Origin of the sequence: Streptomyces uncialis (assembly GCF_001905345.1) — a bacterium.
Lineage (GTDB): Bacteria > Actinomycetota > Actinomycetes > Streptomycetales > Streptomycetaceae > Streptomyces > Streptomyces uncialis.
Genome location: NZ_LFBV01000004.1, coordinates 722,622 through 736,406, shown reverse-complemented (window position 1 = coordinate 736,406; position 13,785 = coordinate 722,622). Strand labels below are relative to the sequence as shown.

Below are 13,785 nucleotides of genomic sequence, written 5' to 3'. Positions count from 1 at the left end.
GATCTTGGACGCCCTGTCCGGCGTTCCCAAACACACCATCAGCATTCGGAATGACTCGTCTAGGGACTAGGGCCGCTGGACACTTGGCAGATGGATGGCGATCACCTGGAACAGCGCCTGACCGGACGAGTAGCGATGGGGCGATCCGGCCCTCTCCTGCGTGTCCGTACAAGCCACGCATGTGCGACTGGCGGGCATCGAAGATCGCCCGCACCACCCGCCCGGCTGCACCGTGGCCCGTACGGCCACCGCCGCGCCGAGGGCGCGAGAAGCTTGCCGCTTCCAGCGCCAGCCGGATCAGCCTGTCATCCCTGGCCTGACCGGGAGATTTCGGGGATATTGGTCACACAGTGCCCTGAAATGCAAAAAACCCCAGATCAACTGGGGTTCCTGCTGGTGCTGGTGTCCGAGGGGGGACTTGAACCCCCACGCCCGTTAAAGGGCACTAGCACCTCAAGCTAGCGCGTCTGCCATTCCGCCACCCGGACCGGTGTGGTGTTCGCGGGGGTGTTCCCCGCGGCGACATGGACAACAATACCAAGGTTTCGGAGTCGCTTTCACCTGTGTATTCGCAGGCCGGGAGGGTGGGTGGCGGAGCGTGCACGGTTGGTCACCGGAGGTGTCGCGCCGCTCCCGTCCGGCGCCCCCGTAAGGGCAGGGGCGCCGGGTGGGAGGGGTGGGTCAGCAGGCTCGGAGGGCTGCCAGGTTGGTGTAGCCGGTGCGGGCGGAGTCCAGGGACTGGGTGGGGGCCGAGCTGCTGGGGGCGTTGTCCTGTTCGACCATCGGGTTGTGGTAGGTCTTCCGGCCGACGCGGGAGAAGAAGCGTTCGTAGTCGATGTCGCCCGTGCCGAAGGGCACCATGTCGTAGCCGTTGCCGCTGCTCTCGTTGACGGTGCCGTCCTTCGCGTGGAACAGCGGGTAGCGCGTGCCGTTGCGGGCGACGAGCTTCGCCGGGTCGAAGAGGCTGCGGCGCTGGGAGCCGTCGTGCGCGGTGTAGGTGTGGAACTTGTACCGGGCGACATGGGCCCAGAAGATGTCCAGCTCCAGCCAGACGTCGCGGGGGTCGGTCCGCTTCAGGAAGTACTCCAGCTTGCGGACGCCGGAGCTGCGGGTCGGGCGGCCCTGGGCGTCGAGGGGGCCGCCGTCCAGCAGGAAGTCGTACGCGCCGTCGTGGTTGTGGGTGTACAGCTTGATGCCCGCGCGGCGGGCCACGGCGCCGATCGCGTTCCAGTGGTCGGCGGCCTTGTCCCAGTCGGCGCGGTGCGAGGACCAGGTGGGGTCGCCGCCGGTGCCCATGTGGTCCATGCCGAGGATGTTGGCGATCTCCAGGGCCTGCTTGAAACGGTCGAGGTCCGGTGCGGTGAGGGTCGCGGGTATGAAGCCGTGGTTGCCCTGGGCCCGCAGCCCGTAGTCGTCGAGCCAGGAGCGCAGGAGCCGGGCGCCCTGGACGTTGTCGAGGTTCGCACCGCCGGGGGCGTTCGCGTGCTGGCCGTATCCGGCGAACTCGACCTGCCGGTAGCCGTAGCGGGCGAGCTGCTTGAAGACCTCGCGGAAGCCGGACGGCAGCTCGCTCGCCAGCGGGTCGCGGGCGATCGCGTCCCGGACGGTGTAGAGGATGATGCCGCGCTTGTGGGCGGGGACGAGGGCCCGCCGGTCATGGCCGTGGCCGTGCCCATGACCATGGCCGTGACCGTGGCCCCGGCCGCGGCTGTCCGCGAGGGCCGGGGACGCACCGAAGACGGGGGCCGCGACCGCGACCGCCCCGACGGCTGAGCAGGTGCTCAGGAAGCGGCGGCGGTCCACGCCCAGGACCCGGCGCAGGGACTCGTCCGGGGTGGCTCCGGACGCGGGTGCGGAGGCGGGCTCGGAGTGCTGGTTCACGGTCTCTCGCTTTCGCTGGAGGGTTCGCTCGCGGCTTCACCGGAGGGTTCACGGGCGGGGTCGGTGAGACCGGCGAGGGTCAGGAGCAGGGACTTCACCTCGGTGGCCGCTACCCGGTCACCGAACGCGCGGGGGGTGGAGCACAGGAGGAGCGGACCGTCGTCGTCGCTCGCGGGGAGGCGGCCGTGGGTGCCGCGGACGGGTGACGGATCGAGGGGGACGACCGCCATCCGGTAGCGCATACCGAGCTTCTTGCGGGCCAGCGCACCCGCCGCCTTGAGCCGTACGTACGGGTCCTCGGGGTCCATGAAGAGTTCCGCCGGGTCGTAGCCGGGTTTGCGGTGGATCTCCACGAGCTGCGCGAAGTCGGGGGCGCGGGCGTCGTCCAGCCAGTAGTAGTACGTGAACCAGGCGCCCGGTTCGGCGAGGGCGACGAGTTCACCGGAGCGCGGATGGTCGAGGCCGTGGGCCTTCTTGCCCTCGTCGTCCAGGAGCTGTTCGAGGCCCGGGAGCCCTTCGAGGGCGGCGCGGGTGGCGTCCAGGTCCTCGGGGCGGCGGACGTAGACATGGGCGATCTGGTGGTCGGCGACCGCGAAGGCACGGGACGCCATCGGGTCGAGGTACTCCATACCGTCCTGGGTGTGGACCTCCAGGAGACCCGCGCGGCGCAGGGCGCGGTTGATGTCGACTGGCCGGTCGGCGGGGGTGATGCCGTACTCGGAGAGGACGACGACGGTGCGGCCCTCGCGGCGGGCGTCGTCCAGCAGGGGCGCGACCGCCGTGTCGAGCGCGGTGGCGGCGGCATGGGAGCGGGGGTCGTCGGGGCCGAAGCGCTGGAGGTCGTAGTCCAGATGGGGAAGATAGGTGAGGGCGAGGTCGGGGCGGCGGGTGGCGAGGAGGTGCCGGGTCGCGTCGATGATCCACTGGCTGGAGACGAGGTCGGCGCCCGGTCCCCAGAAGTGGAACAGCGGGAACGTGCCCAGCCGGGAGACGAGTTCGTCGTGCAGGGCGGGCGGCCGGGTGTAGCAGTCGGGTTCCTTGCGGCCGTCGGCGTAGTAGACGGGACGCGGGGTGACGGTGAAGTCGGTGTCGGCGCCCATCGCGTACCACCAGCAGATGTTGGCGACGGTGTAGCCGGGGTGGGCGCGGCGGGCGGCGTCCCAGAGCTTGTCGCCCGCGACCAGGCCGTTGTGCTGGCGCCACAGCAGGACGTCGCCCAGTTCGCGGAAGTACCAGCCGTTGGCGACGATGCCGTGCTCGGCGGGCAGGGTGCCGGTGAGGAACGTGGACTGCGCGGCGCAGGTGACCGCGGGCAGTACCGTGCCGAGCGCCGCGCGGGAGCCGGTCCCGGCGAGGGCCCGCAGATGGGGCATATGGGCGAGGAGCCGGGGGGTGAGCCCGACGACGTCGAGCACGAGGAGGGGGGTGGGGGGCGGGGCGTCGGCAACCGCGTCGGCGGGAGCGTCGGCGGCGGGTGCCGTGGACCGGTTGGGCCCGGTGGACTCGTCGGGCGCGGTGGACTCCGGGGGCACGGGGGTCACGGGAGCTCCTTCAGGCCGAGGTCCGTCAGCAGGTCGCGGGCCAGGGTGAGTTCCGCGGCGATCCCGTCGGTGAGCTGGGCCCGGACCCGTGGCCGCAGTTCGGGCGGCAGGGCCTGCCAGGTGTACGTCTCGACCTCCAGGTGCCGGGTCAGCGGCCGGGGTCCGCCGACCAGCCGCCCCAGGGACGCGGTCAGCACGTCGAGCGTCGAGGTCAGCGGCGGGGCGGGCGCGGCGTGCAGCGGTACGTGGAAGTGGGCGCGCCAGGGGGCGCCGTCGGGCAGCGCCGTGCCGGAGACGGCCGCGCCGAGGTCGTCGGTGCCGCGCAGTCCGGCGGCGGTGGCGGTGCGGGTCTGGTGCAGGAACCGGGGTTCGTCGAAGGCGGCGAGGGCTTCGCGTACCTCGGGCAGATGGGGGTTCTCGGCGTGCAGCGCGGCGGAGAGCTGGGCCTTGACGACGGGTACGCCGGCGGCGGTGAGCGCGTCGAGGGCGGGGCCGGGGTCCTCGAAGGAGGTCGCCAGATGACACGTGTCGACACAGATCCCGATCCGCTCGTGTCCGACGGCGGTGAGCGGCGCGATGGCGTCCCGGGTCGTCTCCACGACACAGCCGGGCTCGGGTTCGAGGCCGACACGCACGGAACGGCCGGTGAGGTCGGCGAGTGCGTCGAGCCGGTGGCCGAGCGTGCGCAGGGCGTCGAGGGCGGCCGCGGCGCGCGGCGCGGGATGGTCGGTGCGCCAGGCGAGCGGGAGGGTGGAGATGGTGCCCTCGGTGATGTCGTCCGGGAGGAGCTGGACGAGCAGCCGGGCGAGTTCGGTGGTGTGGCCGAGGCGTTCGGGGTCGGCCCAGTCGGGTTTGTACACCCGGTACTTGACCTCCTCGGCGCCGAATCCCTGGTAGGGGAAGCCGTTGAGGGTGACGACCTCCAGGCCGCGCCGGTCGAGTTCGCCGCGCAGCGACCGGACGGCGGCGGGGTCGGCGGCGAGGGCGCGGGCGGCGTCCCTGGCGAGCCACAGTCCGATGCCGAGGCGGTCCCGGCCGAGGCGTTTGCGGACGGGTTCGCAGTGGTCGCGCAGCTGGGCGAGGACCCCGTCGAGGGTTTCGGCGGGGTGGACGTTGGTGCAGTAGGCGAGGTGGACCGTGGAGCCGTCGGGGTGCCGGAAGCGCATCGGTCACGAACCTCCGCGCAGGATGGAGTTGCCCTCGTGGGTCGCGCCGGTCCCGGCCCCGGGGACATCGAGGACGAGGCGCCCGCTGAGCCCGTAGAAGGCGACGGGGTTGCGCCACAGCACGAGGTCCACATCGTCCTCGGTGAATCCGGAGACCAGCATCAGATCGGCGACCTCGCGGGTCTTCAGCGGGTCGCTGCGGCCCCAGTCGGCGGCGGAGTTGACGAGTACCTTCTCCGGCCCGTACTCGGTGAGGACGTCGACCATCCGCGCGGCGTCCATCTTGGTGTCGGGGTAGACGGAGAACCCGAGCCAGCAGCCCGCGTCCTTCGCCTCCTTGACGGTGGTCTCGTTGAGATGGTCGAGCAGGACCCGGTCGGCGGGCAGCGCGGACTCATGCACGGCGTCGAGGGTGCGGCGCAGTCCGGCGAGCTTGTCGCGGTGCGGGGTGTGGACGAGCGCGGGCAGTTCGTGGTCGGCGGCGAGCTGGAGCTGGGCGGCCAGCGCGTGGTCCTCGGCCGGGGTCATCGAGTCGTAGCCGATCTCCCCGACGGCGACGACGCCGTCCTTGTCGAGATAGCGCGGCAGTTCGTCGAGGACGGGCACACAGCGCGGGTCGCCCGCCTCCTTCGGGTTGAGGGCGAGGGCGCAGTGGTGGGCGATGCCGTACTGCGCGGCGCGGAAGGGTTCCCAGCCGAGGAGGGCGTCGAAGTAGTCGATGAACGAGGCGGGTGAGGTGCGGGGCTGGCCGAGCCAGAAGGAGGGTTCGACCACGGCACGGACCCCGGCGGTGTGCATGGCCTGGTAGTCGTCGGTGGTGCGGGAGGTCATATGGATGTGGGGATCGAAGATGCGCATCAGGACTCCTCGCCGGTGGCAGTGGCCGCCCTGGGGGCGGTGAGGGTCAGCGTGTACCGCAGGTCGTCGGGGACGGGGCGGCCCGCCGCGGTCCGCTCCCGGGCCTGGTCGTCGAGCATCCGGGCGAGCTCGGTGTCGCCGCGGGCGCGTTCCGCGAGTGCGGCGACGGCGGTCACCGGGACCCCGGTGAACAGGCACTTGAGCACGGCGTGCCGCCATTCGTGCGCGTCGAGGTGGACGGCCGCGTAGGGGCCGACGGCGGCGGCGACCAGCCGGGTGTCATTGGTGCGCAGCGCGTCCCGGACCAGCGGGAGGGCGGCGGGTCCGGGGACGAGGGCGGGCAGGGCGAGGAGCACCGCGCGGCGTTCGGCGGCGGTGCCCTGGCCGTAGAGCCGGGTGAGGGTGTCGGGACCGGCGTGCGCGGCGCGCAGCAGGAGTACGCGTACGGCGTCGGCGTGCTCGTGCCCGCAGCGGCGTCCGGCCTGCGCGAACAGCGCTTCCCAGCGGGCGGCACCCCGGGCGGCCCCGGACTGCCCGGGGCCGGGTACGGCTCCGGCCCTGTACGCGGCCTCGGCTCCCGAGGCGGGTGCGGATGCGGCTCCCGGTACGGCTGCGGCTCCCGGGACGGGTGCGGCTCCGGCCCTGTACGCGGACCCGGCTCCCGGGACGGGTGCGGCTCCCGGGATGGGTGCGGACGCGGCTGCCGGTCCCGCCCCGGCCCCGCTTTCGGCCCCGGACCCGGACCCGCACCCGGCCGCGGTTCCGACCTCCGTCTCCGCCTCGCCCCCCGCCTCGGTGAGGGCCCGGTCGAGCCAGTCGCGGGCGGCCTCGGACAGTGCGGCGCCGAGCTCTTCGCGGGTGGGGAGGTGGACGGGGGCGGTCATGACCGGCCCCCTTCGCCGGGGGTGGTGCGGCCAGTGGCGGGTACGCGGTCGCTTCCGCCGTGGGACGGCCGGGCCGTCGTGCGCGGGGAAGCCGGGCGCCGCGCGCGGCGCGCCGTACCGTGTCCGGTCGGGGGCGGGGCCACCGAGCGCAGGAACTCCAGCGAGGTGGCCGCGAGCCGGGGGCCCGCGTGGCTGTGCCGGGGCAGTTCCACGCAGGTCAGCCCCTGGTACCCGGTGGCGGCGAGCGCGTCGAGGACGGGCGGGACGTACAGCTCTCCCTCGCCGAAGGGCAGATGGTCGTGGACACCGCGCCGCATGTCCTCGATCTGGACGTGCCGCAGCCAGGGCCCGGCGGCCCGGACGCAGTCGGCGGGCGGCGCGGTCTCCGTCACCAGGCAGTGGCCGATGTCAAGGGTGAGCCCGAGGGCTTCGGGCGAGCCGAGCGCGGTGCGCAGCCGGTGGAACCCGTCGAGGGTGTCCAGCAGATGGCCGGGCTCGGGTTCCACGGCGAGCGGCACCCCGGCGGCCGTAGCGGCGGCGACGACGGGTTCCAGGGTCGCCGCGAGCCGGTCCCACGCCTGGTCCTCGTCGACCCCGCCCGGCGCGGGGCCGCTGAAGCAGTGGACGGCGTGCGCGCCCAGTTCGGCGGCGACCCGGACGGCGGTGGTGAGGAGTCCGGTGCGCAGGGCCCGCCGGTCCGGGTCGGGGTCGAGCAGGGTGGGGCCGTGCTTGTGCCGGGGGTCCAGCACATAGCGGGCGCCGGTCTCGACGGTGACGGTGAGTCCGAGCCGGTCGAGCTGCCGGGCCACCGCGCGGGTGCGCTCCGCGAGGTCCGGTGCGCACGGGTCGAGGTGCATATGGTCGAGGGTCAGCCCGACGCCGTCGTACCCGAGGTCGGCGAGCAGGGTGAGGGCGTCGGTGAGCCGCAGATCGGTGAGGCCGTTGGTGCCGTAGGCGAAACGGAGGGCGCTCATGTGATGCTCACCCGCCGGGCGAAGGTCCGGGCGGCGGGGGCGAGGGCGGCGGTCAGCAGTGCGGTGACGGGCGCTCCGGCGCGGGCGCAGAGCGCGGCCTGGAACGGGATCATCGCCCGGATTCCGGCGCCCACGGCCCGCCGGGTGAGCGGTGGGGACGGGTTGAGTGCCGCGTGCCACAGCGGTACGGCGACGGTGGCGAGGTATCCGGCGGTGAGCGCGCCCTGGAGGCTGGTGCCCGGCAGGCCGAGGGGGGCTGCTCCCCGTCGGCCTGCCGGGGGCGGGTGGGCGCCGGCGGGTGGACGCGGTCCGAGCAGCGTCCGGGCCAGCGCGGTGGTGGTCGCGAGGGCGGTGAGCGGTACGGCGGTGGAGCCGCCGTACGCCTCGTGGCGGGACACGGCGGTCACCGCGAGGGTGTGCGTGCCGAGTGCCGCGGCGGCGGGCAGCGCCCGCCGGGCCCGGCCGCCGTTGGCGGTGGCGCCGAGGACGAGGTCCAGGGCGCGGGCCGTCCCCATGGCCACGGGGCCGAGCGGGGTGTGCTTGAGCCCGAGGTCGTACGCCCACACCGTGGCCGCCAGCGCGGCGGCGGTCGCGAGCGCGGGGCGTCCGGCCAGTGCGGCGCAGCCGATCCCGGCGGCGGTGAGGGCCGCCGCGCCGGTGAGGGCGGCGGCGGGGGCGATCCGCCCGGACGGCAGCGGCCGGTGCGGGCGTTCGACCGCGTCGACCTCCCGGTCGGCCCAGTCGTTGAGCGCCATGCCCGCCTGGTACAGACACAGGGAGGCGCCGATGGCCAGCAGGGTACGGCGTCCGGGGCGGGAGGCGACGGTCGAGGCTCCGGCGAGGGCGTCACCGGGGACGGTGAACAGGGCGGGCAGGCGCAGGAGTTCGGCCCAGTCGGCGCGCGTTCCGGCGCGGATCGCGGGGCGTTGGGGGGCGGGGGCCGCCGGCACCTGGACCGTGGACGTACCGGGCGCGGACGTACCGGGCGCGGACGCACCAGGTACCGACCTACCAGGTACCGACGGACCGGCTACAGCCGGAGCGGGTCCGGGTGCCGTGTCGCGGGGGTCGTTCATCGTTCACCCGCCAGGAGCCTGCCGAACGAGAGCAGTTGCGCGTACTGCTCACCGAGCGCGGCCGGGGCGCCCGGGTCCGGGTCCTTGAAGTAGAAGGCGAGTTCCGGCCGGGGTCCGGCGAGACCGGTCTCGTGGGCGCGGGCCAGCAGCCGGGCCAGGTCGAGGACCAAGGGGGCGGCGAGGGCCGAGTCGCAGCCCTGCCAGGTGGTCTGGAGGGTCATCCGGGAACCGAGGAAGCCGTCGAAGGCGATGTGGTCCCAGGCCGTCTTCCAGTCGCCGAGCGCGGGGACGTCGTCGATGTGCGTACCGCCTTCGGGGACCGTCCCGAGGGTGTCGGCGAGGACGCGTTCCTTGCCCGCGTTCTTCGCGGCGGCGGCGCGCGGGTCGGCCAGGGCGGCGCCGTCCCCGCCGCCGAGGAGATTCGTCCCGGACCAGGCCCGCACCGTGAGCGCGCGCTGGGCGAACATCGGCCCGAGGACGGACCGCAGCAGGGTCTGCCCGGTCTTGCCGTCGCGGCCCGCGTACGGCAGTCCGCCGGCCTCGGCCTCGGCGGCGAGCGCCGGGTGGTGCAGCCCGGTGGACGGGGTGAAGTTGACGTACGGGCAGTCGGCGCGCAGGGCCGCCGCCGCGTACAGGGAGCTGGGCGGCAGGGTGCCGTCGCCGGGGCCGGCCTCCGTGGAGGCGACGTTGACGACGACGGCGCGTGCCAGGCCGTTCGCGCGGACGAAGGCACGGATGTCGGCGGCGAACGCCTCGATCAGTTCCTCCTCGTCGCGGGTGTCACCGGGCAGCGGGCCACCGGGGCGGATCTCGCGGTCGGCGGCCTCCAGTTCGGCGCGGACCGCGTCGGCGAGGCCGTGCGGGAGGACGCCCTGGTCGGCGAGGGCCTCGGCGCGTTTGGGGAGGGGGCAGTCGAGGGTGTCGTGCCCGCCGAAGACGAGGGTGCCCAGCGGGGGAAGCGCGGCCTCGGTGAACGCGTCGGTCTCGGTGACCATCCCGGTGGCGGGGCGCAGTCCGGCGGCGACGGCCGCGCAGCCCGCGACGGCGGTGGTGGCGACGGAGCCCCTTGCGCCGATCAGCCAGACGCCGGTACGGGCGGGAGCCGCGGCGGGCACACCGCCCGGGGCGGACGTGGAGCGGGCGGACGTGGCGCGGGCGGTGCCGGGCCGGGTGGACGTGGAACCGGTGGGCGTGGACCGGGCGGTGCCGGACGGAGTGGTCGTGGACGGAGTGGTGGGTTCGGCGGACATGGGCAGCCTCCTTGTCGTGCGCGAACCGGGAGCGCGAGGGAACGAGTCGTGAGGTGGCGGGACGTGAGGGGGGGACGTGAGGTGGGGGGCGTGGGTGGCGGGTCGTGGGTGGGGGGAGCGGGTCCCTCCCGCCCCGGGGAGGCGGGAGGGACGACGGCTCCGGGCCGAAGGGCGGCCCGCCCCCGGCGACGCAGGGGGTAGCGGGCGGGCATCCCTCCGGGAGGGCCCGGAGCGGTGCGGAGCGGTGCCGGATGGTCGGTCCGGGACGGCGGGCGGAGGTCCGGCGTCCTCCGCCCGCCGCCGTTCTAGGCGCCCGGTACGGGCAGTTCCTTCAGCTGGATGTCGCGGAACGCCACCTTGTCGGCGGGTCCGTGGTTCTGGAGCCCGATGTGTCCGTCGGTGAGGCTGCGCCGCGGGTCCTTGTTGGTGAAGTCGTTGACCTTGACTCCGTTGAGGAAGACCTGGAGGCGTTCGCCCTGCACACGGATCTCGTAGCTGTTCCACTGCCCCGGCGGGCGCAGCGCACGGTCACGTGCGTTGATGTTCGCCGATTTGAAGGAGTAGACGGAGCCGGTGGTGCGGTCGGCCCGGTCGGTGGCGTCGATCTGGATCTCGTAGCCCTTGTTCACGGCGGACCAGGGGTCGTCGGAGGCGGGGAAGCCCACGAAGATACCGGAGTTGTCGTCACCGGTCATCTTCCAGTCGAGCGTCAGGGAGTAGGACTTCAGCTCCTTGGCCTGGTACCACAGGAGCCCCATGCCGCCCTCGCTGTTGAGGACGCCGTCCTTGACGGTGAAGCGTCCGGGACCGGCCTGCTTCCAGCCGTCCGTGGTGTGGCCGTTGAAGAGGTCGCGGGCGCCCTGTTCGGGCTTGCAGTCGCCCTTGACCTGGCCGCTGGCGTACTGGAGGCCGCCCAGCAGATGGCTGCGGAAGGCTTCCTCGGCGTACGACTCCTTGGTGTGGCCGAGACCGGTGTAGAAGGACCGGCCGCCCTCGTACGCCTGGCACCAGGCGATCGGGTGGTCGCCCTTCATGGTGCCGCCCTGGTAGGTGGTCTCGTCCAGGGTGGCGAGGACGCGGACGTTGTCCCGCGGGTTGGAGCGGTAGTTGTACCACTCGTCCGTGCGCTCCCAGACGTCCGGGACGGACTTGGTGGCGGGGTGGTCGTGGTCGGTGACCCGGACGGTGGCCTGCTGGGTCGCCGGGTGGGACTCGAAGTACGCGCCGACGAGCTTGCCGTAGTAGGGCCAGTCGTACTCGGTGTCGGCCGCCGCGTGGACGCCCATGAAGCCGCCGCCGTTGGCCATGTAGTTCTGGAACGCCTGCTGCTGGGCCGCGTTCAGCACGTCACCGGTGGTGGACATGAAGACCACGGCGTCGTACCGGGCGAGGTTGGCGGTGGTGAACTGGCCCGCCGCCTCCGTGGAGTCGACGGTGATCTTGTTGTCCTTGCCGAGATCCTTGAGGGTCTGGACGCCGGTCGGGATGGCGTCGTGGCGGAATCCGGCGGTCTTGGAGAAGACGAGGACCCGCCTGGCGTCACGGTCCTTGGGGTCGCTGGAGATGTCGAAGTCGTCCAGGTCGTAGAGCGCTCCGGAGCCGCCCTTGAAGACCAGGTACAGGCTGGTGGTCTTCTTCGGCAGGGCCCGCAGCGGGACGTCGACGTCCTGGAACGTCTCCCAGCTCCCGGTCACCGGGATCGGCGCGGAGCCGTGCAGGGCGCCCTTCGGGCCACCGCTGCGGACCTCCAGGGAGCCGCCCGCGCCGCCGGAGGATATCCGGGCGGTGAGCTTCTTCGCGCCGGTCAGGTTGTACGGGGTGAAGGAGATCCAGTCGCCGTCGGTGATGTCCCCGACGGTCTTGCCGCCGTTGGCCGCCGGCTTGTCGTAGACGCGGATGCCCTGCTGGGCGCCGAAGTGCTCGGCCTGCCGGTGGCGGGGCTGGAGCTGGACCTGGTCGTGGCTGGTGAGCTTCTCCTGGCCACCGCCGCCGTTGTCGGTGTACTCGGCGTCGAGGACCCCGAAGATATTGGCGTTGGGGTCGTGCTCGGTGTCGGCGGGGGCGGTGATGGTGCCCTCGCAGCCGGTGGCCGAGGTGATCGGGTGGCCGTGGCTGTCATGGCCGAGGATGTAGCGGACGGTGACCTTGGAGCAGTCGATCGCCCCGTCCTCGGGGTCCGTGACCTTCACCTTGAACGGGATCGTGTCACCGAAGCTGAACAGCTTGCCGTTCGGCGGGCTCTCCAAGGTGACGGTCGGCGCGGTGTTGCCGACGACGATCCGGACACTGGCGCGGGCCTTGCGGCCGGTCGGGTCGGTGACGGTGACGGTCGCCGTGTAGGTGCCGTCCTTGCGGTACGTGTACGAGGGTGAGGCGCCGGTGCCGGTCTTCCCGTCACCGAAGTCCCAGGCGTAGGTCAGCGGGTCACCGTCGGGGTCGCTCGCGGTGGCGTCGAGGCGGACCCTGAGCGGGGACTGCCCCGAGGTCTTGGTGGACTTGGCCTCCACGCTCGGGGAGCGGCCTCCGGTGGCGTTCTCGATGCGGTACAGCGCCGAGTGCTCGTTGCCGCCGAACCAGGCGGTGCCGTAGTCGAGGACGTAGAGCGCGCCGTCGGGGCCGAAGCTCATGTCCATGACCTGGGTGCCGGTCCACGGGAACGGGTTGATCGACTGGACCGCGCCGTCCCCGCCCTGTTCGATCCGCTTGATCCAGCGGCGGCCGAACTCTCCGGCGAAGAAGTCGCCGTCGTACGCCTCGGGGAACTTGACCGGCGAGTCCAGGTCCGGGTCGTGCCGGTAGACGGGTCCCGCCATCGGGGACTCGGAGCCGGAGCCCAGCTCGGGGACGGAGCCGCCGTCGTAGGGCAGCCACGCCTGCTCGGCGGGTGGCAGGTCCACCAGACCGGTGTTGTTCGGGGAGTTGTTCTTCAGCGCCCCGCAGTCGAACGCGGCCCCGGACTCCTTGGTGGCGAAGTCGTAATCCACGTACGGCTCGTTCTTGCCGACGCAGTAGGGCCAGCCGAAGTTGCCCGCCTTGGTGACACGTGCGAACTCGACCTTGCCGGACGGGCCGCGGGTGGCGCTGGCGGCTCCGGCGTCCGGGCCGTACTCACCGACGTAGACGACGCCGGTGGGCTTGTCGACGCTGATCCGGAACGGGTTGCGGAAGCCCATCGCGTAGATCTCGGGACGGGTCCTGTCCGTCCCGGGGGCGAAGAGGTTGCCGTCCGGGACGGTGTACGAGCCGTCCGGCTGGACCTTGATCCGCAGGATCTTGCCGCGCAGGTCGTTGGTGTTGCCGCTGCTGCGCTGCGCGTCGAAGGCCGGGTTGCGGTTCACGCGCTCGTCGATCGGGGTGTAGCCGTCGGAGGCGAAGGGGTTGGTGTCGTCGCCGGTCGACAGATAGAGATTGCCGTCCTTGTCGAAGTCGATGTCGCCGCCCACATGGCAGCAGGTGCCGCGGGTGGCCTTGACCTCAAGGACGTTCTTCTCGCTGGCCGTGTCGAGGGTGCCGTCGGCCTTCAGGACGAACCGGGAGAGCCGGTTGACCCCGTCGAAGCGCGCGAAGTCGGCGGCGGTGCCGGTCTCCGGGGCGTCGCCCGCCGGGGTGTCCATCGGCGGGGCGTAGTACAGATAGACGAAGCGGTTGTCCTTGAAGCCGGGGTCGACCCCGACGCCCTGGAGGCCCTCCTCGTCGTGGGTGTAGACGGGCAGCTTGCCCGAGACGCGGGTGTTGCCGTCGGCGTCGGTGAGGCGGAGCGTGCCGTCGCGGGAGGTGTGCAGGACGCCGCCCTCGGGGAGGACGGCGAGCGACATGGGCTCCCCGACCTCGGGGGCGCCCTTCGCGAGGGTGATCTGCTGGAACTCCTCCGCCGCGGCGGGGGCCCGCGGGGTGTCGGCACCGGCCGGCGGGGCGGCGAGGGCGAGGGAGGCGCCGGCGAACAGTGAGGTGATGAGGAGGGTGAGCGTTCTTCTCGGGGTGTGACGTTTCGTGTGCACGAAATCCCTCCGGGAGGGTCCGGGGAAGAGGGTTGCCGTTCGGCTGTGCGGTGCGGGACCCGGGGTGCGCCGTCACTCCGGTTCGTAGGTGTCCCTTACACCTCAGGGACCGTAGCCTCCTTTATCCGGGGCGGATAGCCCTTGTGCGACAGATAAG

9 protein-coding genes and 1 tRNA gene are annotated in these 13,785 nt (G+C 72.8%); all 10 read right to left on the bottom strand.

The features are described from left to right. Positions 1–400 precede the first annotated feature (400 nt). Positions 401–488: transfer RNA gene (locus tag AB852_RS20300), tRNA-Leu, on the bottom strand. Positions 489–681: 193 nt separating this feature from the next. Beyond that, positions 682–1,881 carry a sugar phosphate isomerase/epimerase family protein gene (locus tag AB852_RS20295; protein ID WP_073790364.1) on the bottom strand — a complete coding sequence of 400 codons (1,200 nt, stop codon included), beginning with the start codon at positions 1,879–1,881 and terminating at the stop codon, positions 682–684. Continuing rightward, a complete protein-coding gene (locus AB852_RS20290) occupies positions 1,878–3,296 on the bottom strand; it encodes an alkaline phosphatase family protein (protein ID WP_073790566.1) in 1,419 nt (472 codons plus the stop codon). Before AB852_RS20290 ends, AB852_RS20295 begins: the two co-directional genes overlap by 4 nt. A gap of 122 nt (positions 3,297–3,418) precedes the next feature. Continuing rightward, complete coding sequence (gene eboE / locus AB852_RS20285; RefSeq protein ID WP_073790361.1) at positions 3,419–4,588, bottom strand: metabolite traffic protein EboE; 1,170 nt, start codon at positions 4,586–4,588, stop codon at positions 3,419–3,421. A 3-nt stretch (positions 4,589–4,591) separates the two neighbouring features. After that, entirely contained in the window at positions 4,592–5,446 is an 855-nt protein-coding gene (locus tag AB852_RS20280) for a TatD family hydrolase (protein WP_073790353.1), read from the bottom strand. Further along, entirely contained in the window at positions 5,446–6,132 is a 687-nt protein-coding gene (locus AB852_RS20275) for an EboA domain-containing protein (RefSeq protein ID WP_079184805.1), read from the bottom strand. Before AB852_RS20275 ends, AB852_RS20280 begins: the two co-directional genes overlap by 1 nt. Positions 6,133–6,326: 194 nt before the next feature. After that, entirely contained in the window at positions 6,327–7,304 is a 978-nt protein-coding gene (locus AB852_RS20270) for a sugar phosphate isomerase/epimerase family protein (RefSeq protein WP_079184786.1), read from the bottom strand. Next, positions 7,301–8,254, bottom strand: a complete 954-nt coding sequence (locus tag AB852_RS20265; RefSeq protein ID WP_073790351.1) for an SCO3242 family prenyltransferase — start codon at positions 8,252–8,254, stop codon at positions 7,301–7,303. Before AB852_RS20265 ends, AB852_RS20270 begins: the two co-directional genes overlap by 4 nt. A gap of 122 nt (positions 8,255–8,376) precedes the next feature. Beyond that, positions 8,377–9,630, bottom strand: a complete 1,254-nt coding sequence (locus tag AB852_RS20260; RefSeq protein WP_079184784.1) for an inositol-3-phosphate synthase — start codon at positions 9,628–9,630, stop codon at positions 8,377–8,379. Positions 9,631–9,935: 305 nt separating this feature from the next. Further along, positions 9,936–13,628, bottom strand: coding sequence for a ThuA domain-containing protein (locus tag AB852_RS20255; RefSeq protein WP_073790349.1), 3,693 nt, complete (start codon positions 13,626–13,628; stop codon positions 9,936–9,938). Between the last annotated feature and the right edge of the window lie 157 nt (positions 13,629–13,785).

Coding starts and splice junctions, on each gene's coding strand:
- AB852_RS20280 (WP_073790353.1), bottom strand. CDS start 5,446: ATGCGCATCTTCGATCCCCACATCCATATGACCTCCCGCACCACCGAC.
- AB852_RS20260 (WP_079184784.1), bottom strand. CDS start 9,630: ATGTCCGCCGAACCCACCACTCCGTCCACGACCACTCCGTCCGGCACC.
- AB852_RS20270 (WP_079184786.1), bottom strand. CDS start 7,304: ATGAGCGCCCTCCGTTTCGCCTACGGCACCAACGGCCTCACCGATCTG.
- eboE (WP_073790361.1), bottom strand. CDS start 4,588: ATGCGCTTCCGGCACCCCGACGGCTCCACGGTCCACCTCGCCTACTGC.